Source organism: Escherichia sp. WS1118 (assembly GCF_046487695.1).
In the GTDB taxonomy this organism is placed as follows: Bacteria; Pseudomonadota; Gammaproteobacteria; order Enterobacterales; family Enterobacteriaceae; genus Escherichia; species Escherichia coli.
Window position 1 is genome coordinate 56,610 of the sequence record NZ_JBJQIZ010000013.1, and the last position, 22,924, is coordinate 79,533.

Consider the following 22,924-nt stretch of genomic DNA (forward strand, 5'->3'; position numbering starts at 1 on the left):
GTAGCGTCCTCGTACAGGAGCGTTTAGTACAATAAACATCTTCAGGAACTGCTGGAGTATACCTTGTTTCGCAATTTATTGAACCCCGATCACACCATATGCCACCTTTCTGGTCGATGGCATAACGCGGTGTATGTTATAAAAATGTAGCAATAAAGGCGTTTGTACCTGAAAAGATGAAGATTCTGCATAGCGCGATTTACGCAACAGGAATAGACTGAACACCAGACTCTATAAAAGATGCTAAAGGTTATTTATGACTCAACAGCCACAAGCCAAATACCGTCACGATTATCGTGCGCCGGATTACCAGATTACTGATATTGACTTGACCTTTGACCTGGACGCGCAAAAGACGGTCGTTGCCGCGGTCAGCCAGGCTGTCCGTCATGGTGCATCAGATGTTCCGCTTCGTCTCAACGGCGAAGACCTCAAACTGGTTTCTGTTTATATTAATGATGAGCCGTGGACCGCCTGGAAAGAAGAAGAGGGCGCACTGGTCATCAGTAATTTGCCGGAGCGTTTTACGCTTAAGATCGTTAATGAAATTAGCCCGGCGGCGAATACTGCGCTGGAAGGGCTTTATCAGTCAGGCGATGCGCTTTGCACCCAGTGTGAAGCCGAAGGTTTCCGCCATATTACGTATTATCTCGACCGCCCGGATGTGCTGGCGCGTTTTACCACCAAAATTATTGCCGATAAAACCAAATATCCCTTCCTGCTTTCCAATGGTAACCGCGTTGCGCAAGGTGAACTGGAAAATGGACGTCATTGGGTACAGTGGCAGGACCCGTTCCCGAAACCGTGTTACCTGTTTGCGTTGGTGGCAGGTGATTTTGATGTACTGCGCGATACCTTCACTACCCGCTCTGGCCGTGAAGTGGCGCTGGAGTTGTATGTCGATCGTGGCAACCTTGATCGTGCGCCGTGGGCAATGACCTCGCTGAAAAACTCCATGAAATGGGATGAAGAACGCTTCGGCCTGGAGTATGACCTCGACATCTATATGATCGTCGCGGTGGATTTCTTCAATATGGGCGCAATGGAGAATAAGGGGCTGAATATCTTTAACTCCAAATATGTGCTGGCCCGCACCGACACCGCCACCGACAAAGATTACCTCGATATTGAACGCGTTATCGGCCATGAATATTTCCATAACTGGACCGGCAACCGTGTCACCTGTCGCGACTGGTTCCAGCTCAGTCTGAAAGAAGGTTTAACCGTCTTCCGCGATCAGGAATTCAGCTCTGACCTTGGTTCCCGCGCGGTAAACCGTATCAATAATGTGCGCACCATGCGCGGATTGCAGTTTGCAGAAGACGCCAGCCCGATGGCGCACCCAATTCGCCCGGATATGGTCATTGAAATGAACAACTTCTACACCCTGACCGTTTACGAGAAGGGCGCGGAAGTGATTCGTATGATCCACACTCTGCTTGGCGAAGAAAACTTCCAGAAAGGGATGCAGCTCTATTTCGAGCGTCATGATGGTAGCGCAGCGACCTGTGACGACTTTGTGCAGGCGATGGAAGATGCGTCGAATGTCGATCTCTCCCATTTCCGCCGTTGGTACAGCCAGTCCGGCACGCCGGTTGTGACCGTCAAAGACGACTACAATCCGGAAACTGAGCAGTACACCCTGACCATCAGCCAGCGCACGCCAGCTACGCCGGATCAGGCAGAAAAACAACCGCTGCATATTCCGTTTGCCATCGAACTGTATGACAACGAAGGCAAAGTGATCCCGTTGCAGAAAGGCGGTCATCCGGTGAATTCCGTGCTGAACGTCACCCAGGCGGAACAGACCTTTGTTTTTGATAATGTCTACTTCCAGCCGGTGCCTGCGCTGCTGTGCGAATTCTCTGCGCCAGTGAAACTGGAATATAAGTGGAGCGATCAGCAACTGACCTTCCTGATGCGTCATGCGCGTAATGATTTCTCTCGCTGGGACGCGGCGCAAAGTTTGCTGGCAACCTACATCAAGTTGAACGTCGCCCGTCATCAGCAAGGGCAGCCGTTGTCTCTGCCGGTGCATGTGGCTGACGCTTTCCGCGCGGTGCTGCTCGATGAGAAGATTGATCCGGCGCTGGCGGCAGAAATCCTGACGCTGCCTTCCGTCAATGAAATGGCAGAACTGTTCGATATCATCGACCCGATTGCTATTGCCGAAGTACGCGAAGCACTCACTCGTACTCTGGCGACTGAACTGGCAGATGAGCTGCTGGCTATTTACAACGCGAATTACCAGAGCGAGTACCGTGTTGAGCATGAAGATATTGCAAAACGCACTCTGCGTAATGCCTGCCTGCGCTTCCTCGCTTTTGGTGAAACGCATCTGGCTGACGTGCTGGTGAGCAAGCAGTTCCACGAAGCAAACAATATGACTGATGCGCTGGCGGCGCTTTCTGCGGCGGTTGCTGCACAACTGCCATGCCGTGACGCGCTGATGCAGGAGTACGACGACAAGTGGCATCAGGACGGTCTGGTGATGGATAAATGGTTTATCCTGCAAGCCACCAGCCCGGCGGCGAATGTGCTGGAGACGGTACGTGGTCTGTTGCAGCATCGCGCATTTACCATGAGCAACCCGAACCGCATTCGTTCGTTGATTGGTGCGTTTGCGGGCAGCAACCCGGCAGCGTTCCATGCCGAAGATGGCAGCGGTTACCAGTTCCTGGTGGAAATGCTTACCGACCTCAACAGCCGTAACCCGCAGGTGGCTTCACGCCTGATTGAGCCGCTGATTCGCCTGAAACGTTACGATGCCAAACGTCAGGAGAAAATGCGCGCGGCGCTGGAACAGTTGAAAGGGCTGGAAAATCTCTCTGGCGATCTGTACGAGAAGATCACCAAAGCACTGGCTTGATACTTTTGAGCCAAAATGCTTGACGCGTCTTATCAGGCCTACAAGTCCGTTGAAATTGCTGGTTTTGTAGGCTGGATAAGGCGTTCACGCCGCATCAGGCAGTCGTGCCCAACTGCCTGATGCGACGCTTGACGCGTCTTATCAGGCCTACAATCCCGTTGAAAATGCTGGTTTTGTGCGCCACATCCGGCATATTAACCATGACGTCGAATCGGTTGTTCAGAGTGCCCACGTTGCATCACCCGCTGCAACACTTCCGCTTCCAGCTCTGCTAATCGTACCGACCCTAACCGGCGCGGACGGGGGATATCCACCGTCAAATCCAGACCAATTTTTCCCTCTTCAATTAACAACACCCGGTCAGCCATCGCCACCGCTTCGCTCACATCATGCGTCACCAGCAAAACGGTAAAACCGTGCTTCAGCCAAAGCGACACAATCAAATCCTGCATCTCGAGTCGCGTTAAAGCGTCCAGCGCACCGAGTGGTTCATCAAGCAACAATAAACCTGGTCGATGAATCAGCGCCCTTGCCAGCGCCACACGTTGTTTCTGCCCGCCAGAAAGTGCGGCAGGCCATTCCCCCGCGCGATTCTCCAGTCCTACCGCAGCCAGAGCCTGACGCGCCGCATCGCGCCACTGGCCTTTAAGGCCTAACCCAACGTTATCAATCACCGATTTCCACGGCAGCAGACGCGCGTCCTGAAACATCATTCGCGTATCATCCTGAATCTCAGCCAGCGGTGTGGTGCCCGCTAACACGTCGCCTGCGGTTGGCGTTTCCAGACCTGCCAGCAGGCGCAGCAGGGTACTTTTGCCACCGCCGCTGCGGCCCACCACCGCCACAAACTGACCTGCCGGAATATGTAAATCCAGTTGGTTCAGGACGATATTTTCCGCGTAATGTTTGCTTACTGCATTGAGCAACAATGGTGTGCCCTGGTTCAGACGAGCAGTATTCATACCGTGGCCTCCTTCAAATGATAAGCCGGGTTCCAGCGCAACCAGAGACGCTCTAACAGCTGCGCGCTGACGTCAGCAAGTTTGCCGAGCAGGGCGTAAAGAATAATGGCGACTACCACCACGTCCGTTTGCAGAAACTCCCGCGCATTCATCGCCAGATAACCAATGCCTGAATTGGCAGAAATAGTTTCGGCAACGATCAGCGTCAGCCACATCAGGCCCAAAGCAAAACGCACACCGACCATAATTGAGGGCAGGGCACCAGGCAGGATCACATGGATAAACAGCGGTATGCCGGATAATCCATAGCTACGTGCCATCTCCACCAGCCCACGGTCGATATTACGGATGCCGTGCCAGGTGTTGATATAAATGGGGAATAGCGTACCGAGCGCCACCAGAAATATTTTTGCGGATTCATCAATGCCGAACCACAAAATCACCAGCGGGATCAGCGCCAGATGCGGCACGTTGCGCAACATCTGAATTGAGGTATCCAGCAGCCGTTCTCCCCAGCGTGACAGCCCGCTAATCAGCCCCAGAATTAATCCCAGTGATCCGCCAATTGAAAAGCCAATCAACGCACGCCAGGAGCTGATCGCCAGATGCTGCCACAGTTCGCCGCTGGCAGAGAGCGTCCAGAACGCCATCACCACTCCTTCCGGTGAGGGCAAAATACGCGTCGATAGCCAGCCAACCGAGGAGGCCAGTTGCCACACCGCCACGATGCCCACCGGTAAAAACCAGGGAGCAACGCGCAATAACCACTTCTTCACTGGCGTTGCCATCATCGTGTTCCTTAGCTTTGCGCGACGTTACGGGGGATAAAATCATTCGCCACCGCTTCGCCTTGTGGATTCAGCGGTTGTGGCTGGGGAATTTCCGGGATGGCGACATCCAGATGTGGGAACAGTAACTCGCCGACCCGATACGCTTCTTCCAGATGCGGGTAGCCCGAAAGCACAAAACTGTCGATGCCAAGTGCAGCGTATTCGTTGATTCGCGCGGCGACCGTAGGACCATCGCCCACCAGCGCCGTCCCGGCACCGCCTCGCACTAAGCCAACACCCGCCCATAAATTGGGGCTGATCTCCAGATTGTCGCGCTTGCCGTTATGTAGCGCCGCCATTCGCTGTTGTCCTACGGAATCCGTTCGGGCGAATGCGGCCTGTGCTTTGGCGATAGTTTCATCATCAAGATGCGAGATTAACCGCTCGGCGGCCTGCCACGCTTCGTTGTTGGTTTCACGAACAATCACATGCAGACGAACACCGAAACGAATTTTGCGTCCATGCGCGGCAGCTTTCGCCCGCACTTGTTCGATTTTCTCTTTTACCAGTTCCGGTGGTTCGCCCCAGGTGAGGTAGAGATCAACTTGTTCTGCCGCCAGCTCCTGGGCGACATCTGACGATCCGCCAAAGTAAAGCGGAGGATAAGGCTGTTGAATCGGCGGGAAGAGCAGTTTGGCTCCGCGTACATGAATATGTTTGCCGTTGAAATCCACAGTCTCGCCAAGCAACAACCGCCGCCAGACCTGGGTAAATTCTGCCGAGGCTTCGTAACGCTCGCTATGATCAAGGAACACGCCGTCGCCTGCCAGTTCTTGTGGATCGCTGCCTGTGACCAGGTTAAACAACGCACGTCCGTTAGAGAGACGGTCAAGCGTGGCGGCCTGACGGGCGGCAACGGTAGGTGAGGTTACGCTGGGGCGCAGGGCGACAAGAAACTTCAGCCGTTGTGTCACCGGGATCATCGACGCCGCCACCAGCCACGCATCTTCACACGATCGCCCCGTCGGGATCAGCACACCGGTATAGCCCAGACGATCCGCCGCTTGCGCAATTTGTTGCAGATAACCGTGATCAACCGGACGTGAACCTTCTTCCGTTCCCAGATAATGCCCGTCACCGTGGGTCGGTAAAAACCAGAACATATTCAGACTCATAATTGTTTTCCTTCCAGTTGAGTGGGCTGCCAGATACGCTGGCGAATATCGACTTTTTTCGGCACCAGACGGTTTTCATAAAACAGATCTGCCGTTTGCTGCTGTAAGGCGGCAACTTCAGCGCTCAACGGTTTGATGGTAGTGGGAGGACGATGATCCAGATACGAGGCAATAACCGGTGCCGGTAAGCCCATCGTTTTTGCCAGTAAAGCGATGCTTTGTTCGCGCTGGCTGCGGGTTAACGCATCGGCCTCACTAAAGGTTGTCAGCACACCCTGAATAAAAGCGCCGTTTTTTTCTGCATACGGACGAGCTGCCAGATAAAACGATCCAGTTTGATTGAGATCGGTGCCGTCTTTCAGCACCCGCACGCCGCCCTGTAATAATGCAGCGGAGTAGTAGGGATCCCAGATAGCCCAGGCGTCAACGTTACCTTGCTGGAACGCGGCGCGGGCATCGGCAGGCGTCAGGTAAGTGGGCTGAATATCCGTGAATTTAAGCCCGGCCTGGCGAAGGGCTCGCAGTAAAAGATTGTGCGAACTGGAACCTTTCTGAAAGGCAACTTTGTGACCTTTAAGATCGGCTACGGTTTTGATCGGGCTGTTTTCTGCCACCAGAATCACTTCGGCTTTGGGCTTCGGTGGCTCGACGCCCACGTATACCAAATCAGCCCCGGCAGCCTGGGCAAAGATTGGCGGAATATCCCCGGTACTGCCGAGATCGATACTGCCAACGTTTAACGCCTCCAGCATCTGTGGGCCAGCGGGGAACTCGACCCAGGAGATTTTTGTTTGCGGATAGCGTTTTTCCAGTAACTGGTGGCTTTTTGCCAGCACCATACCAATACTGCCTTTTTGATAGCCTATACGTAACGCCTCTGGCGAAGACTCCGCGGCAACAGCAAGTGTAGAGACGCTAAGTAAACCCGCCAGCGCCAGTTTAATGATCTTACGCATGGGCATTACCTCGCAGAGACAGAAGGTCAGGAACCTGAACATCGCGGCGGTGCAACGCCTGCCAGAAAGTTTCTAGCGCGGTATCAAGACGAGTTTGCAGATTTGGCGTGAACTGGGATTTGTGTTGGTAATCAATTACTTGCGAGTCATCGGCAAACACGCCGTGCAGGATCTCCTGGGCTTTCAGCGTACTTAAAACTGGCTTAAGGGCATAATCGACCGCCAGCAGATGGGCCACGGTGCCGCCTGTCGCCAGCGGCAGCACCACTTTGCCTTGCAACGCACGTTCTGGCAGCAGGTCGAGCAGGGTTTTCAGTGCACCGGAATAGGCGGCTTTATACACAGGCGTGGCGACAATCAGCCCATCGGCCTGTTGCAGCTGTTCGGTGAAGGTCTTGAGTGCCGGACTATCGAAACGAGCATAAAGCAGATCTTCCGGGACGAAGTTTTGCAAATTCCAGTGATAAACCTCTACATCCAGGCCATTTAGTTTTTCCCGCGCATATTCCAGCAAGGAGCTGGAGCGAGAAGGAAAGCGAGGACTACCCGCCAGGGTGATGACACGCATACTCTCTCCTTATAACCAATTGTTCTTGTTTTGTTAACATTGATAACAATTCGGTCAGTCTGACAGAGGGCGTCCGCGAGTCGAAATGATTTATCTGAGGAAGAAAAGCCAAAAAAAGCATAAAAAAAGCGCAATAAGAAAACGTTTGCTATTTATTGCCGCAGGTCAATTCCCTTTTGGTCCGAACTCGCACATAATACGCCCCCGGTTTGCACACCGGGAATCCAGGAGAGTTCATGTACTACCCCTTCGTTCGTAAAGCCCTTTTCCAGCTCGATCCAGAGCGCGCTCATGAGTTTACTTTTCAGCAATTACGCCGTATTACAGGAACGCCGTTTGAAGCACTGGTGCGGCAGAAAGTGCCTGCGAAACCTGTTAACTGCATGGGCCTGACGTTTAAAAATCCGCTTGGTCTGGCAGCCGGTCTTGATAAAGACGGGGAGTGCATTGACGCGTTAGGCGCGATGGGATTTGGATCCATCGAGATCGGTACCGTCACGCCACGTCCCCAGCCAGGTAATGACAAGCCGCGTCTCTTTCGTCTGGTAGATGCCGAAGGTTTGATCAACCGTATGGGCTTTAATAATCTTGGCGTTGATAACCTCGTAGAGAACGTAAAAAAAGCCCATTATGACGGCGTTCTGGGTATTAACATCGGCAAAAATAAAGATACGCCGGTGGAGCAGGGTAAAGATGACTATCTGATTTGTATGGAAAAAATCTATGCCTATGCGGGATATATCGCCATCAATATTTCATCGCCAAATACCCCAGGATTACGCACACTGCAATATGGTGAAGCGCTGGATGATCTCTTAACTGCGATTAAAAATAAACAAAATGATTTGCAAGTGATGCACCATAAATATGTGCCGATCGCAGTGAAGATCGCGCCGGATCTTTCTGAAGAAGAATTGAGCCAGGTTGCCGATAGTTTAGTTCGCCATAATATTGATGGCGTTATTGCAACCAATACCACACTCGATCGTTCTCTGGTTCAGGGAATGAAAAATTGTGATCAAACCGGTGGCTTAAGTGGTCGTCCGCTTCAGTTAAAAAGCACCGAAATTATTCGCCGCTTGTCACAGGAATTAAACGGACGCTTGCCGATTATTGGTGTTGGCGGCATTGACTCGGTTATCGCTGCGCGTGAAAAGATTGCTGCGGGTGCCTCACTGGTGCAAATTTATTCTGGTTTTATTTTTAAAGGCCCGCCGCTGATTAAAGAAATCGTTACCCATATCTAATTATTTCTTCAAATTCCTCTTTATAAGATAATCAGGGCTTTATTTTCAGCCCTGGTTGTTTTATATTCATCGCTGTTGCTTATTTAGACATTTTGTACTTTTATTGTTGAGGTTATTAAGCGAAGCGACAATGGATTGTGTCGCTGCGGTTTTATAAGGTTGGGGAGTGGCAGATGCGAATTAAACCAGACGATAACTGGCGTTGGTATTACGATGAAGAGCACGATCGAATGATGCTCGATTTAGCCAATGGTATGCTATTTCGCTCACGTTTTGCGCGCAAAATGTTGACTCCAGATGCCTTTTCTCCCGCAGGTTTTTGCGTTGATGACGCCGCGCTCTATTTCTCTTTTGAAGAAAAGTGCCGCGATTTTAATTTATCTAAAGAACAAAAAGCCGAACTGGTGCTGAATGCACTGGTAGCAATTCGTTATCTCAAACCGCAAATGCCGAAAAGCTGGCATTTTGTATCTCATGGTGAAATGTGGATGCCCATGCCGGGCGATGCGGCCTACGTTTGGTTGAGCGACACTCATGAGCAAGTGAATTTACTGGTCGTTGAATCTGGCGAGAATGCCGCGCTATGTCTACTGGCACAACCCTGCGTTGTTATTGCGGGTCGCGCGATGCAGTTGGGCGACGCCATTAAAATCATGAACGACAGGCTGAAACCGCAGGTTAATGTTGACAGCTTCAGCCTCGAACAGGCAGTCTAACGCGCCAGCTTAAGCGCAGTCTTCGGTACACAACTACAGCAAAGAATAGTGCCATCATCGCCTATTGCTGATTTTTTTAGCGGCGTGACTTCGCCTTCTAAAAGCTGAACACGGCAACTTCCACAAATGCCCGCGCGGCAAGAATAAGGGATACGAATTCCCTGATTTTCTAATTGCTCCAGCAGCACCTGTTGGTTATTTCCACGAAATGCCTGTCCCTGCCAGTCAATATCTACGTTTGCGTCCGGTTGTTGCGTGATGTTGGCAGTATCATCAGCGGCACCTGCGCCGTAAATTTTAGCCGGAGCCGTTGCCAGAATTTCCACCTCATCGCCAACGCGAATCACGCCGCTATTACGGACAATTAAATTCTGACCAAAATCGACATCGCCGTTATCCTGGGCAGTACGGAAAGATTGCAGCGTTTTTAATGGTTCGCCTGCCGGATGTTTTTGCCCTTTTTCTGGGCTGACGGTGGTGAAAATACAGCGGCTACAAGGCTTAACCACATCAAACACGACATCACCAATGCGAATCACTTTCCAGCTATCTTCTTCCCAGGCCGATGCACCGGAAACCACCAGATTGGGGCGGAATTGCTCCATTTTTACACTGGCCGGACAACGTTGTTGGAGATCACGTAACGAGGCCTCGTTAGCAAGAAGGTAAGGATAGCCATCAGCAAATGACAGGGGTACAGTGTTGTGGCGTTTCACGCGCCGGGTCATTTGTGGCCCCACCCAGCGTAATTGCACTTCGCGGGAGAAAAATCCACTTAGCCATTTGTTGATCGCGTCTGGCGCAATTCGCGCGGTAAAATGTGTGCCCCAAACTTCGGTTGGTGCGTCTTGTGTGGCGAAATCAGCAAAACGAACATATGCACTACTGCCATCTGGTGCGGTGAGATGCAAGCCATCATGCACGGGTGAAGGAGTAAACCGTACCATTAGCGGAAACTGGCGAGCGGTAATAAACGTACCGTCAGGTTCCGTGATCATAAAGATGCGATCGAAGGCCAGACCACTGACATCTGCCAGGGTATGTGTAAGACCAATGCCGCGCATCGATTTAACAGGATGAATAAAAAGCCGGGTTAATGTCGCCACGGTGCGGTCCTCAAATGAAAATAAGCCCTCAACTTTATGACATGACGCGCTTATTAGCTATAATGCGCAACAATTTTCTTAGAGTAAAAGTGACAATATGAATTCTCTGTTTGCCAGTACGGCCCGTGGGCTGGAAGAGCTGTTAAAAACTGAACTGGAAAACCTGGGGGCCGTTGAATGCCAGGTGGTTCAGGGTGGGGTCCATTTCAAGGGCGACACACGGCTTGTTTACCAGAGCCTGATGTGGAGCCGCCTGGCCTCGCGTATTATGTTGCCGCTGGGCGAGTGTAAGGTTTACAGCGATTTAGACCTCTATCTCGGTGTTCAGGCGATCAACTGGACAGAGATGTTTAATCCTGGCGCGACCTTCGCTGTCCACTTCAGTGGTTTGAATGACACCATACGCAACAGTCAGTACGGTGCGATGAAAGTGAAAGACGCGATCGTCGATGCTTTCACGCGGAAAAATCTGCCGCGTCCAAATGTTGATCGCGATGCCCCGGATATCCGCGTTAACGTCTGGCTGCATAAAGAAACCGCCAGTATCGCCCTTGATCTCAGTGGTGATGGTTTACATCTGCGTGGCTATCGTGATCGTGCTGGCATTGCGCCGATCAAAGAAACCCTGGCAGCCGCTATTGTGATGCGATCCGGCTGGCAGCCAGGAACACCACTGCTCGATCCAATGTGTGGTTCCGGTACGTTGCTGATTGAAGCAGCGATGCTGGCGACCGACCGCGCACCGGGCTTGCACCGTGGCCGTTGGGGCTTTAGCGGCTGGGCGCAGCATGATGAAGCTATCTGGCAGGAAGTGAAAGCGGAAGCGCAAACTCGTGCCCGTAAAGGCCTGGCGGAGTATAGTTCCCATTTCTACGGTTCGGACAGTGACGCACGGGTGATTCAACGTGCGCGCACTAACGCCCGTCTTGCGGGGATTGGTGAACTGATCACCTTTGAGGTGAAAGATGTCGCGCAACTGACCAATCCGCTGCCGAAAGGGCCGTACGGTACAGTGTTGAGCAACCCGCCATACGGTGAACGTCTGGACAGCGAACCGGCGCTGATTGCGCTGCATAGTCTGCTGGGCCGAATCATGAAAAACCAGTTCGGTGGCTGGAATCTCTCTTTGTTTAGTGCCTCGCCGGATCTGCTAAGCTGCCTGCAGCTGCGTGCAGACAAACAGTACAAGGCGAAAAACGGCCCGCTGGACTGCGTACAGAAAAACTACCATGTTGCCGAAAGCACACCAGACAGCAAACCGGCAATGGCAGCGGAGGACTACGCCAACCGTCTGCGTAAGAACCTCAAAAAATTCGAGAAGTGGGCTCGCCAGGAAGGAATTGAATGTTACCGCCTGTATGACGCCGATCTGCCGGAATATAACGTTGCTGTTGACCGTTATGCCGACTGGGTGGTGGTGCAGGAGTATGCGCCGCCAAAAACTATTGATGCGCACAAAGCGCGTCAGCGTCTGTTCGATATTATCGCTGCAACCATTTCGGTACTGGGGATTGCGCCAAACAAACTGGTGCTGAAAACCCGTGAACGCCAGAAGGGCAAAAACCAGTACCAGAAACTGGGCGAGAAGGGCGAGTTTCTGGAAGTTACCGAATATAACGCTCACTTGTGGGTGAACCTGACGGATTACCTCGATACCGGTCTGTTCCTCGATCACCGTATCGCCCGTCGTATGCTTGGTCAGATGAGCAAAGGCAAAGATTTCCTCAACCTGTTCTCTTATACCGGCAGCGCCACCGTGCATGCGGGATTAGGTGGTGCACGCAGCACCACCACCGTGGATATGTCGCGTACTTATCTGGAGTGGGCAGAACGCAACCTGCGTCTGAATGGCTTAACTGGCCGTGCGCATCGCCTGATTCAGGCCGATTGCCTGGCGTGGCTGCGTGAGGCAAATGAACAGTTCGATCTGATCTTTATCGATCCGCCAACCTTTTCTAACTCAAAACGAATGGAAGATGCGTTTGATGTTCAGCGCGATCATCTGGCGCTGATGAAAGATTTGAAACGTCTGCTGCGTGCAGGTGGGACGATCATGTTCTCGAACAACAAACGCGGTTTCCGTATGGATCTCGACGGTCTGGCGAAACTGGGACTGAAAGCACAAGAAATTACGCAAAAAACGCTCTCCCAGGATTTCGCCCGTAACCGCCAGATCCACAACTGCTGGCTGATTACCGCAGCCTGAAAGGAATAGTAATGTCATTAATCAGTATGCATGGCGCATGGCTGTCGTTCAGCGACGCGCCGCTTCTCGATAACGCAGAACTGCATATCGAAGATAACGAACGTGTTTGTCTGGTGGGGCGTAACGGCGCAGGCAAATCGACGTTAATGAAGATCCTCAACCGTGAACAGGGGCTGGATGACGGTCGCATTATTTATGAGCAAGATTTGATTGTAGCTCGTCTGCAACAGGATCCGCCGCGTAACGTTGAGGGTAGCGTTTATGATTTCGTTGCCGAAGGCATTGAAGAACAAGCGGAATACCTGAAAAGCTATCACGATATTTCGCGCCTGGTGATGAACGACCCGAGCGAGAAAAATCTCAACGAACTGGCGAAGGTTCAGGAACAGCTGGATCACCACAACCTGTGGCAGCTGGAAAACCGCATCAACGAAGTGCTGGCGCAACTGGGATTAGATCCTAATGTTGCGCTGTCGTCGCTTTCCGGCGGCTGGTTGCGTAAAGCGGCATTAGGACGCGCGCTGGTGAGCAATCCGCGCGTATTGCTGCTCGACGAACCGACTAACCACCTGGATATTGAAACCATCGACTGGCTGGAAGGGTTCCTCAAAACCTTCAATGGGACAATTATTTTCATTTCCCACGACCGTTCGTTTATCCGCAATATGGCGACGCGCATTGTTGATCTCGATCGCGGCAAGCTGGTGACCTATCCAGGGAATTACGACCAGTACCTGCTGGAAAAAGAAGAAGCCCTGCGCGTGGAAGAATTACAAAATGCCGAGTTCGATCGCAAACTGGCGCAGGAAGAGGTGTGGATCCGCCAGGGGATCAAAGCACGTCGTACCCGTAATGAAGGCCGCGTACGCGCCCTGAAAGCAATGCGTCGTGAGCGTGGTGAACGTCGCGAAGTAATGGGTACCGCAAAGATGCAGGTGGAAGAAGCCAGCCGCTCCGGTAAGATCGTTTTCGAAATGGAGGACGTTTGCTACCAGGTTGACGGTAAGCAACTGGTGAAAGATTTTTCTGCCCAGGTTCTACGCGGCGACAAAATTGCCCTGATTGGTCCGAATGGGTGCGGCAAAACCACGCTGCTGAAACTAATGCTCGGTCAGCTTCAAGCAGACAGCGGGCGTATTCACGTTGGCACCAAACTGGAAGTAGCTTATTTCGATCAGCACCGCGCGGAACTGGATCCCGATAAAACGGTGATGGATAACCTTGCCGAAGGTAAGCAAGAGGTGATGGTTAACGGCAAGCCACGCCACGTATTGGGCTATTTGCAGGACTTCCTGTTCCATCCGAAACGCGCGATGACGCCAGTACGTGCACTTTCTGGCGGAGAGCGGAACCGCTTGCTGTTGGCGCGTTTGTTCCTCAAACCAAGCAACTTATTGATTCTTGACGAACCGACCAACGATCTTGATGTCGAAACGCTGGAACTGCTGGAAGAACTGATCGACAGCTATCAGGGCACGGTATTGCTGGTTAGCCACGATCGTCAGTTTGTCGATAACACCGTTACAGAATGCTGGATCTTCGAAGGCGGCGGTAAAATTGGTCGTTATGTTGGCGGTTATCATGATGCCCGTGGTCAGCAAGAACAGTATGTGGCGCTCAAACAGCCTGCGGTGAAAAAAAGCGAAGAAGCCGCCGCGCCAAAAGCAGAAACTGTAAAACGCAGCAGTAGCAAACTAAGCTATAAATTGCAGCGTGAACTGGAGCTGCTACCGCAATTGCTTGAAGATCTGGAGGCGAAGCTGGAAGCTTTACAGACGCAAGTGGCGGATGCTTCCTTCTTCAGTCAGCCGCATGAGCAGACGCAAAAAGTGCTCGCCGATATGGCTGCTGCAGAGCAGGAGCTGGAGCAAGCCTTTGAACGCTGGGAGTATCTTGAAGCGTTAAAAAATGGTGGCTGATCGCAAAATAGTCGATTTAAACAGAGACTGCTGACAACGGTAAAAGTGCCTGATGTACTGGGTTTATCAGGCATGAAAACCAACACTTTGTTAGTCATCTGCAAAATAGCGCATCATTAAGGAGTACCAATGTGCGAACATCATCATGCCGCGAAGCACATCCTGTGCTCGCAGTGTGACATGCTGGTGGCGTTACCGCGCCTTGAGCATGGTCAGAAAGCGGCATGTCCCCGGTGTGGCACAACGTTAACCGTGGCGTGGGATGCCCCTCGGCAGCGTCCCACCGCCTATGCGTTGGCTGCACTGTTCATGCTGTTGCTGTCCAACTTGTTTCCTTTTGTGAATATGAACGTTGCAGGAGTTACCAGTGAAATTACATTACTGGAAATTCCCGGCGTGCTTTTTTCTGAGGACTACGCCAGCCTCGGCACCTTTTTCCTGTTGTTTGTGCAACTGGTTCCCGCGTTTTGTCTGATAACCATTCTGTTACTGGTGAATCGCGCGGAATTACCGGTCCGTTTAAAAGAGCAACTGGCACGGGTGCTTTTTCAACTCAAAACCTGGGGAATGGCGGAGATTTTCCTCGCGGGTGTGCTGGTCAGTTTCGTTAAACTGATGGCTTACGGCAGCATTGGGGTAGGCAGCAGCTTTCTCCCCTGGTGTTTATTTTGTGTTCTGCAACTGCGCGCTTTTCAGTGCGTTGATCGTCGCTGGTTATGGGACGACATCGCCCCGATGCCAGAACTGCGCCAGCCGCTAAAACCAGGTGTCACGGGGATACGTCAGGGGCTGCGTTCGTGCTCCTGTTGTACGGCAATCCTTCCTGCTGATGAACCCGTGTGCCCGCGTTGTAGTACCAAAGGGTACGTTCGGCGTAGAAACAGCCTGCAGTGGACACTCGCGCTGCTTGTAACGTCCATCATGCTGTATCTTCCGGCTAATATTTTGCCCATCATGGTGACGGATTTATTAGGTTCGAAGATGCCGTCGACGATTCTCGCTGGGGTCATTCTGTTATGGAGCGAAGGCTCTTATCCCGTCGCTGCGGTGATTTTTCTGGCCAGTATTATGGTGCCAACGTTAAAGATGATCGCCATTGCGTGGCTGTGTTGGGATGCCAAAGGACACGGCAAGCGCGACAGTGAAAGAATGCATTTGATTTATGAAGTTGTTGAGTTTGTAGGCCGCTGGTCGATGATTGACGTTTTCGTTATCGCGGTGCTCTCGGCGCTGGTGCGTATGGGAGGTTTAATGAGTATTTATCCGGCAATGGGTGCATTAATGTTTGCTTTAGTCGTCATAATGACAATGTTTTCTGCTATGACGTTTGACCCGCGTTTGTCGTGGGATCGTCAACCTGAATCAGAGCATGAGGAGTCCTGACAGTATGGAATCTAATAATGGGGAAGCCAAAATCCAGAAAGTGAAGAACTGGTCTCCCGTGTGGATATTTCCTATCGTCACGGCGCTCATTGGGGCCTGGGTTCTTTTTTATCATTACAGCCATCAGGGACCGGAAGTGACCCTGATCACCGCGAATGCGGAAGGAATTGAAGGTGGCAAAACCACCATTAAAAGCCGTAGCGTTGACGTCGGCGTGGTTGAAAGCGCCACACTGGCTGATGATTTGACGCACGTTGAAATCAAAGCGCGGCTGAATTCCGGTATGGAAAAATTGCTGCATAAAGATACCGTCTTTTGGGTGGTGAAACCGCAGATTGGTCGAGAAGGGATTAGCGGCCTGGGAACGCTACTGTCTGGGGTTTATATCGAACTGCAGCCAGGCGCGAAAGGCAGCAAAATGGATAAATACGATTTGTTGGACTCGCCACCGTTGGCCCCGCCTGATGCGAAAGGTATCCGTGTGCTTCTCGATAGCAAAAAAGCCGGGCAGCTCTCGCCAGGAGATCCGGTGCTGTTCCGTGGCTATCGGGTAGGTTCGGTTGAAACCAGCACTTTCGATACGCAAAAACGCAATATCAGCTATCAACTGTTCATCAATGCACCTTATGACCGACTGGTGACCAGCAATGTTCGTTTCTGGAAAGATAGTGGCATTGCGGTTGATCTGACGTCAGCGGGAATGCGTGTGGAGATGGGCTCATTGACAACGCTGCTTAGTGGCGGTGTCAGCTTTGATGTGCCGGAAGGTCTGGATTTAGGGCAGCCAGTGGCACCGAAAACAGCTTTCGTTTTGTATGATGATCAGAAGAGCATTCAGGATTCGTTGTACACCGATCACATTGATTATCTGATGTTCTTTAAAGATTCGGTACGCGGTCTGCAACCGGGAGCTCCGGTAGAATTCCGGGGTATTCGCCTGGGTACCGTAAGCAAAGTGCCATTCTTTGCGCCGAATATGCGTCAGACATTTAACGATGATTACCGTATTCCGGTACTGATTCGTATCGAGCCAGAGCGGCTGAAAATGCAGCTTGGCGAAAATGCGGATGTTGTTGAGCACCTTGGCGAATTGTTGAAACGTGGTTTACGCGGATCGCTGAAAACCGGAAACCTGGTCACTGGCGCACTGTATGTTGATCTCGATTTCTATCCAAATACGCCTGCAATAACCGGTATTCGTGAATTTAATGGTTATCAGATTATCCCGACCGTCAGCGGCGGCCTGGCGCAAATCCAGCAACGACTGATGGAAGCGTTGGATAAGATCAACAAACTGCCACTGAATCCGATGATTGAACAGGCAACCAGTACGCTTTCTGAAAGTCAGCGCACAATGAAAAACCTGCAAACGACGCTGGATAGCATGAACAAGATCCTTGCCAGCCAGTCGATGCAGCAGTTACCGACGGATATGCAGTCAACGTTGCGTGAATTGAATCGCAGCATGCAGGGCTTCCAGCCTGGTTCCGCAGCCTACAACAAGATGGTGGCGGATATGCAGCGCCTTGATCAGGTGTTGCGAGAACTGCAACCGGTGCTGAAAACGCTCAACGAGAAGAGTAACGCGCTGGTATTTGAAGCGAAGGACAAAAAAGATCCAGAGCCGAAGAGGGCGAAACAATGAAAAAGTGGCTAGTGACGATTGCGGCACTGTGGCTGGCCGGATGCAGCTCCGGCGAAATTAATAAAAACTATTACCAGTTACCTGTGGTGCAGAGCGGTACACAAAGCACCGCCAGCCAGGGTAATCGCCTGTTATGGGTTGAGCAGGTCGCTGTTCCTGACTATCTGGCGGGGAATGGTGTGGTTTATCAAACCAGTGATGTGAAGTATGTGATTGCCAACAACAACCTGTGGGCCAGCCCGTTGGATCAACAGTTGCGCAACACCCTGGTTGCCAACCTGAGTACGCAACTACCCGGCTGGGTGGTTGCCTCCCAGCCTCTGGGAAGCGCCCAGGACACGCTCAATGTTACCGTCACGGAGTTTAACGGTCGCTATGATGGCAAGGTCATTGTCAGTGGTGAGTGGCTGTTGAACCACCAGGGACAACTGATCAAACGTCCGTTCCGTCTGGAAGGAGTGCAAACTCAGGATGGTTACGATGAGATGGTTAAAGTGCTGGCCAGTGTCTGGAGTCAGGAAGCCACTTCTATTGCGCAAGAGATAAAGCGTCTACCTTAATCATAAAGATTTGTAAATATAACCGTCTCCGGTATGTTGCCTGAGGCGGTTTTTTTGTTTCTAACGTGCGGAAAAAGTTGTTCCTCTTCACATTTTTTGTACAACCGACATGCCCGTGTAGCTCACAAATATGACAGTGGCGTGAATTTTGCGCATTGACGGCAGTTATGATTCGCGGTATTGCTTAACTGTGATTGCATATTTAGTAATCACTGTTTTCTTTTCCACCAGAAACCAGTATGAGGGAAACGAGGCATGAAGAGACAAAAACGAGATCGCCTGGAACGGGCACATCAACGTGGTTATCAGGCCGGCATCGCCGGACGCTCAAAAGAAATGTGTCCCTATCAGACGCTGAATCAAAGGTCACAATGGCTGGGAGGCTGGCGAGAAGCCATGGCGGACAGGGTAGTCATGGCCTGATTCTGTCTCTTTAAAAAGAAACCTCCGCATTGCGGAGGTTTCGCCTTTATATACTCTGTCTGATTAAAATCAGAATGCAGACGTATCCTGGAACAGACCTACTTTCAGGTCGTTGGCGGTATAGATCAAACGACCATCAACCAGCACTTCGCCATCAGCCAGGCCCATAATCAGACGACGGTTAACTATGCGTTTAAAGTGAATACGATAGGTCACTTTTTTCGCCGTCGGCAGCACCTGGCCTGTGAATTTCACTTCACCTACGCCCAGCGCGCGACCTTTACCTTCGCCGCCCAGCCAGCCGAGGTAGAACCCTACCAGCTGCCACATTGCGTCCAGGCCCAGGCATCCCGGCATAACCGGATCGCCGATAAAGTGGCATCCGAAGAACCACAGATCCGGATTGATATCCAGCTCTGCTTCAACATACCCTTTGTCGAAGTTACCACCCGTTTCGGTCATTTTGACCACACGGTCCATCATCAGCATGTTTGGTGCTGGCAATTGCGGGCCTTTAGCGCCAAACAGTTCACCGCGACCAGAGGCAAGAAGGTCTTCTTTTGTATAGGATTCGCGTTTATCTACCATGTTCTCTGTAAGCCTTATTTTATTGAAGCACGCAGGATAGCTAACACGTGTACGCTGAACAAGTCCGATCAGTTCGGAATAAACCAGTTCAGCCAACGTAATGGCCATGGAAAACGGTGACGTCCTTCCTGTTGCGATGCTTGTGCGATACGTTCCTGGATGGTTTGCATCAGCGTCGTTTGGCCTTCGCCATCCCACACCAGATTTAATAATAACGGCAGTGCGTCAGTCACATCGTCTACTGCCCAGATGGTGAATTTGTCTTCTTCTACCGCTTTCACCAGTTCACTGTGAAGACTTAAATGGCGAACGTTAGCTGTGGGGATAATGACACCTTGTTTCCCCGTTAACTCACGTTGCTGGCAAATAGCAAAGAAGCCTTCGATTTTCTCATTTAAACCACCGACTGGCTGGGCGCGACCGAACTGATCGACTGAACCTGTGATAGCGATACTCTGATTCACCGGCACATCGGCGAGGGCGCTTATCAGGGCGCAGAGTTCAGCCATCGAGGCACTATCGCCATCCACTTCACTGTATGACTGCTCAAATGTCAGCGATGCTGAGAAGGGGATCTGTTGCTCAAGCTGTAGTTCCGACATCAGGAACGCTTGCATGATCATCATCCCTTTCGCATGGATATTGCCGCCAAGCTCCGCTTTGCGTTCGATGTCGGTGAATTCACCATCGCCAATATGCACAACGCAGCTAATGCGAGAAGGTTCGCCAAAAGCGCGTGGATGACCCGGAAATTCAATGACCGAAAGGGCGTTAATTTGCCCGATGCGTTCGCCTTCGGTTTCAATCAGGATTTGCTCCTGAAGGATCTCATCCTGCATGCGTTCAGCGAGGAAACCTTCGCGCCATTCACGCTGCTGTAGCATTAAGTTTAGCTGCTCGCCGGAGAAGGTGTCGCCATCACACAGGGAGGCGACCTCTTGACACTGGCGGAGGATCCACTGCGGGCTAAGCGGAAGTGTTTCTTGTTCACCAGTGTAGCGTGCTGCTTCGCGGATAAGTACCGGCCAGGCATCCGCTCCCGGTGCTGGTAAGTGATTATGTCTGGCGGTAAATGTCACCCAGCGACACCACTGGCTTACTGACTCCGCATCGACAATCTGCAGAGTATCTTCAAATTCGCTATAAATAGCCTGCTCTGAAAGCTCTGGCTCCATCTCCTGGAAATCAGCCAATGATTCGCGTTCGCCTACCAGAATGACTTTCAGCTTCAATGGCATCGAAGGCACAGAGACGGGGAGAGGGCGCGACTCATCAAACGCAACCCAGTCAAAACGCTCGCGGTTAACGATATTTTTCAGCCGCATCCACAGCAGAGGTTGCGCCAGCAGTGTACGTAAAGAGATGATGAGAATACCGCCATTTGCCTGATGCACCAGACCAGGCTGCAGGGTAATATCGCCATTAAACTGACGCAGGCAGCCAAAGAGTTGCTCTGCTTCTACCCAGTCGGCAGCGACAACTTGCGTTAAAGTCGCAAAATTATCATCTGTACTCACTGCGTGACGTAAGCGGATGGTGTGGCCGGAAACCTCATAGTGACCGCCCACCAGTTGGCCTGCATCGCTTTGTAGCGTACGCGCGGCATCAGCAATAAGATTCAGATACTCAGACTCTTCCGGGGCCTTCGCCAGCATAAAAGAGGAGGATGCTCGCGTATGCAGCAACTGCTCCAGCGCAAATTGCAGTCGCGGTTGAGTATCACTGAATAAAGGATCGTTTTCGTCAATCAAATGTGGCTGAGCAAATATATCCTGATAGCTATCGGTATCAGGAACCAGGTCACGCCATGCAAGTTTCGTAATGGTCAAAGTTGATGTTTTTTAGTCTGTTGTCAAAGCCGCGATTATACCGTAACCGGCACTGCAGCACACGTAGAAAGCAACGACAATACGCCTGGCATGGGCGTTAAAGCTCACAGGATGGAGATTCTTTTCTTCACTGGCCTAAAAAGCTGATATTCTGTAAAGAGTTACACGGTAACATTGAGATCGCTATGAAATATCAACAACTTGAAAATCTTGAAAGCGGTTGGAAATGGAAGTATCTGGTGAAGAAGCACCGCGAAGGGGAGTTAATCACCCGTTACATAGAAGCCAGTGCCGCCCAGGAAGCCGTCGATGAGTTGCTCTCGCTGGAAAATGAACCCGTGCTGGTAAATGGTTGGATTGACAAGCATATGAATCCGGAACTGGTCAATCGCATGAAGCAGACCATTCGGGCCAGACGGAAGCGCCATTTTAATGCAGAACACCAGCATACGCGCAAAAAATCGATCGATCTGGAATTTATCGTCTGGCACCGTCTGGCTGGCCTTGCGCAGCGTCGCGGTAAAACGCTTTCTGAAACGATTGTTCAGCTGATTGAAGATGCGGAAAACAAAGAGAAATACGCGAATAAAATGTCTTCTTTGAAGCAGGATCTGCAGGCATTGCTGGGTAAGGAATAACTGTCAAAAGTCAGTTCAATTTACGCAAGGCGAAAAAAAACCCCGCAGCAGCGGGGTTTTTTACCAGACGAGAACTTAAGCCTGCGGCTGAGTTACAACGTCTTTGATGCCTTTAACTTCGATCTCTACGCGACGATCCGGAGCCAGGCAATCGATCAGTGCAGCACGCTGTTTCACGTTGTCACAGGTGTTGCCAGTAACCGGGTTGGATTCGCCCATACCACGTGCGGAGATTTTGTCTGCCGGGATACCTTTAGAGATCAGGTAATCAACAACGGACTGAGCACGACGCTCGGACAGAGCCTGGTTATAAGCGTCAGAACCGATGCGGTCAGTGTAACCCAGAACAACTACGGAACCGTCTTTCGGATCCAGGTTGCTCAGCTGGCTGTACAGCTGATCCAGAGCAGCCTGACCTTCCGGTTTCAGGGTTGCTTTGTTGAAGGTGAACAGAACGTCAGACTTCAGAGTGAAGTGCTTGGTCTGTACTTCCGGTGCCGGAGCTGGAGCCGGAGCAACTACTGGAGCTGCTTCGCCCTGACCGAAACGGTAGGAAACACCCAGGCTCAGCATGCCGTTGTCCGGACGAGTACCGATGGTGTGTGCGTCACCGATGTTGTTGGTCCACTGGTATTCCAGACGGGTAGCGATTTCAGGAGTGATCGCATACTCAACACCGCCAGCGAAGACCGGAGAAACGCCGGTATCGTGGTTTTTACCATCAAAGTTGGATTTAGTGTCTGCACGCCATACCATACCACCCAGACGAGTGTATACGTCCAGATCGTCAGTGATTGGGTAACCCAGTTTAGCGGTCAGCTGAACGCCCTGAGCTTTATATGCACCGTTTTCAACGCTGCCTTTGTATGGCATACGACCTAACCAGTCATAACCCATTTCAAAGCCAACATACGGGTTAACCTGGTAACCACCAAAAGCACCAGCGCCCAGTTGGTTTTCATGGGTCGGACCATTGTTGTTGATGAAACCAGTGTCATGGTACTGGGACCAGCCCAGTTTAGCACCAGTGTACCAGGTGTTATCTTTCGGAGCGGCCTGCGCTACGGTAGCGAAACCAGCCAGTGCCACTGCAATCGCGATAGCTGTCTTTTTCATTTTTTGCGCCTCGTTATCATCCAAAATACGCCATGAATATCTCCAACGAGATAACACGGTTAAATCCTTCACCGGGGATCTGCTCAATATTAACTCTACCGATATCTTCGGCTTATGCCGAGCACCCCTGGCGATGTAAAGTCTACAACGTAGTTGAAAACTTACAAGTGTGAACTCCGTCAGGCATATGAAAAAAAAGTCTTGTATAAGGTACGTTTAATCTTTTTTGTCAGCGACAATTTACAGAA

Annotated in this window: 19 protein-coding genes; 10 read left to right on the forward strand and 9 right to left on the reverse strand. The window is 51.5% G+C overall.

Going from position 1 to position 22,924, the window contains the following annotated elements; genetic code table 11:
* The first annotated feature begins 256 nt into the window (after nt 1-256).
* Nucleotides 257-2,869: an aminopeptidase N gene (gene pepN / locus ACJHYO_RS19650; RefSeq protein WP_085455266.1), complete on the forward strand. Its 2,613-nt coding sequence runs from the start codon at nt 257-259 to the stop codon at nt 2,867-2,869.
* Between the two features lie 194 nt (nt 2,870-3,063).
* Here the strand turns inward: pepN and ssuB are convergent, their stop codons facing one another.
* From ssuB to ssuE, 5 genes are read right to left on the reverse strand one after another with little or no spacing between them, the layout of a single operon-like run.
* On the reverse strand, nt 3,064-3,831 hold the full coding sequence (gene ssuB / locus ACJHYO_RS19655; protein WP_001090484.1) for an aliphatic sulfonates ABC transporter ATP-binding protein: 768 nt from the start codon (nt 3,829-3,831) through the stop codon (nt 3,064-3,066).
* A complete protein-coding gene (ssuC, locus tag ACJHYO_RS19660) occupies nt 3,828-4,619 on the reverse strand; it encodes an aliphatic sulfonate ABC transporter permease SsuC (protein ID WP_000235189.1) in 792 nt (263 codons plus the stop codon). The genes ssuB and ssuC overlap by 4 nt, the downstream gene beginning before the upstream one ends.
* Nucleotides 4,620-4,630: 11 nt before the next feature.
* Nucleotides 4,631-5,776 (reverse strand): FMNH2-dependent alkanesulfonate monooxygenase, encoded by a 1,146-nt coding sequence (gene ssuD / locus ACJHYO_RS19665; protein ID WP_000055986.1) that lies wholly within the window; start codon nt 5,774-5,776, stop codon nt 4,631-4,633.
* Nucleotides 5,773-6,732: an aliphatic sulfonate ABC transporter substrate-binding protein SsuA gene (gene ssuA, locus ACJHYO_RS19670; RefSeq protein ID WP_001226260.1), complete on the reverse strand. Its 960-nt coding sequence runs from the start codon at nt 6,730-6,732 to the stop codon at nt 5,773-5,775. Before ssuA ends, ssuD begins: the two co-directional genes overlap by 4 nt.
* Nucleotides 6,725-7,300, reverse strand: a complete 576-nt coding sequence (ssuE, locus tag ACJHYO_RS19675; RefSeq protein ID WP_001263946.1) for an NADPH-dependent FMN reductase — start codon at nt 7,298-7,300, stop codon at nt 6,725-6,727. Before ssuE ends, ssuA begins: the two co-directional genes overlap by 8 nt.
* 236 nt (nt 7,301-7,536) lie before the next feature.
* Between ssuE and pyrD the strand changes: the two genes are divergently transcribed.
* A complete protein-coding gene (gene pyrD / locus ACJHYO_RS19680) occupies nt 7,537-8,547 on the forward strand; it encodes a quinone-dependent dihydroorotate dehydrogenase (RefSeq protein WP_033555418.1) in 1,011 nt (336 codons plus the stop codon).
* 173 nt (nt 8,548-8,720) lie between these two features.
* Nucleotides 8,721-9,263, forward strand: a complete 543-nt coding sequence (zapC, locus tag ACJHYO_RS19685; protein ID WP_001295935.1) for a cell division protein ZapC — start codon at nt 8,721-8,723, stop codon at nt 9,261-9,263.
* On the opposite strand, the gene ycbX is transcribed toward zapC, so the two are convergent.
* Nucleotides 9,260-10,369 (reverse strand): 6-N-hydroxylaminopurine resistance protein YcbX, encoded by a 1,110-nt coding sequence (gene ycbX, locus ACJHYO_RS19690; protein ID WP_001552705.1) that lies wholly within the window; start codon nt 10,367-10,369, stop codon nt 9,260-9,262. The two genes, zapC and ycbX, sit on opposite strands and share 4 nt — an antisense overlap.
* 97 nt (nt 10,370-10,466) lie before the next feature.
* Between ycbX and rlmKL the strand changes: the two genes are divergently transcribed.
* The 6 genes from rlmKL (at nt 10,467) to rmf (ending at nt 18,505) form a co-directional block, all read left to right on the forward strand.
* On the forward strand, nt 10,467-12,575 hold the full coding sequence (gene rlmKL, locus ACJHYO_RS19695) for a bifunctional 23S rRNA (guanine(2069)-N(7))-methyltransferase RlmK/23S rRNA (guanine(2445)-N(2))-methyltransferase RlmL (protein ID WP_001086514.1): 2,109 nt from the start codon (nt 10,467-10,469) through the stop codon (nt 12,573-12,575).
* 11 nt (nt 12,576-12,586) lie between these two features.
* On the forward strand, nt 12,587-14,494 hold the full coding sequence (locus ACJHYO_RS19700) for an ABC transporter ATP-binding protein (RefSeq protein WP_033555419.1): 1,908 nt from the start codon (nt 12,587-12,589) through the stop codon (nt 14,492-14,494).
* 129 nt (nt 14,495-14,623) lie between these two features.
* Nucleotides 14,624-15,877: a membrane integrity-associated transporter subunit PqiA gene (gene pqiA, locus ACJHYO_RS19705; protein ID WP_000333176.1), complete on the forward strand. Its 1,254-nt coding sequence runs from the start codon at nt 14,624-14,626 to the stop codon at nt 15,875-15,877.
* Between the two features lie 4 nt (nt 15,878-15,881).
* Entirely contained in the window at nt 15,882-17,522 is a 1,641-nt protein-coding gene (gene pqiB / locus ACJHYO_RS19710; RefSeq protein ID WP_000445547.1) for an intermembrane transport protein PqiB, read from the forward strand.
* On the forward strand, nt 17,519-18,082 hold the full coding sequence (gene pqiC / locus ACJHYO_RS19715) for a membrane integrity-associated transporter subunit PqiC (RefSeq protein WP_024704915.1): 564 nt from the start codon (nt 17,519-17,521) through the stop codon (nt 18,080-18,082). The genes pqiB and pqiC overlap by 4 nt, the downstream gene beginning before the upstream one ends.
* 255 nt (nt 18,083-18,337) lie before the next feature.
* Nucleotides 18,338-18,505 carry a ribosome modulation factor gene (gene rmf / locus ACJHYO_RS19720; protein WP_000828648.1) on the forward strand — a complete coding sequence of 56 codons (168 nt, stop codon included), beginning with the start codon at nt 18,338-18,340 and terminating at the stop codon, nt 18,503-18,505.
* A 69-nt stretch (nt 18,506-18,574) separates the two neighbouring features.
* Here rmf and fabA read toward each other — a convergent pair whose 3' ends face one another.
* Nucleotides 18,575-19,093, reverse strand: coding sequence for a bifunctional 3-hydroxydecanoyl-ACP dehydratase/trans-2-decenoyl-ACP isomerase (gene fabA, locus ACJHYO_RS19725; protein ID WP_000227926.1), 519 nt, complete (start codon nt 19,091-19,093; stop codon nt 18,575-18,577).
* Between the two features lie 68 nt (nt 19,094-19,161).
* On the reverse strand, nt 19,162-20,922 hold the full coding sequence (locus ACJHYO_RS19730; protein WP_033549876.1) for a Lon protease family protein: 1,761 nt from the start codon (nt 20,920-20,922) through the stop codon (nt 19,162-19,164).
* 185 nt (nt 20,923-21,107) lie between these two features.
* Here ACJHYO_RS19730 and matP point away from each other — a divergent pair, with 185 nt between their 5' ends.
* Nucleotides 21,108-21,560, forward strand: coding sequence for a macrodomain Ter protein MatP (matP, locus tag ACJHYO_RS19735; RefSeq protein WP_000877152.1), 453 nt, complete (start codon nt 21,108-21,110; stop codon nt 21,558-21,560).
* Nucleotides 21,561-21,635: 75 nt separating this feature from the next.
* Here the strand turns inward: matP and ompA are convergent, their stop codons facing one another.
* A complete protein-coding gene (gene ompA / locus ACJHYO_RS19740; RefSeq protein WP_001313715.1) occupies nt 21,636-22,676 on the reverse strand; it encodes a porin OmpA in 1,041 nt (346 codons plus the stop codon).
* Nucleotides 22,677-22,924 lie beyond the last annotated feature (248 nt).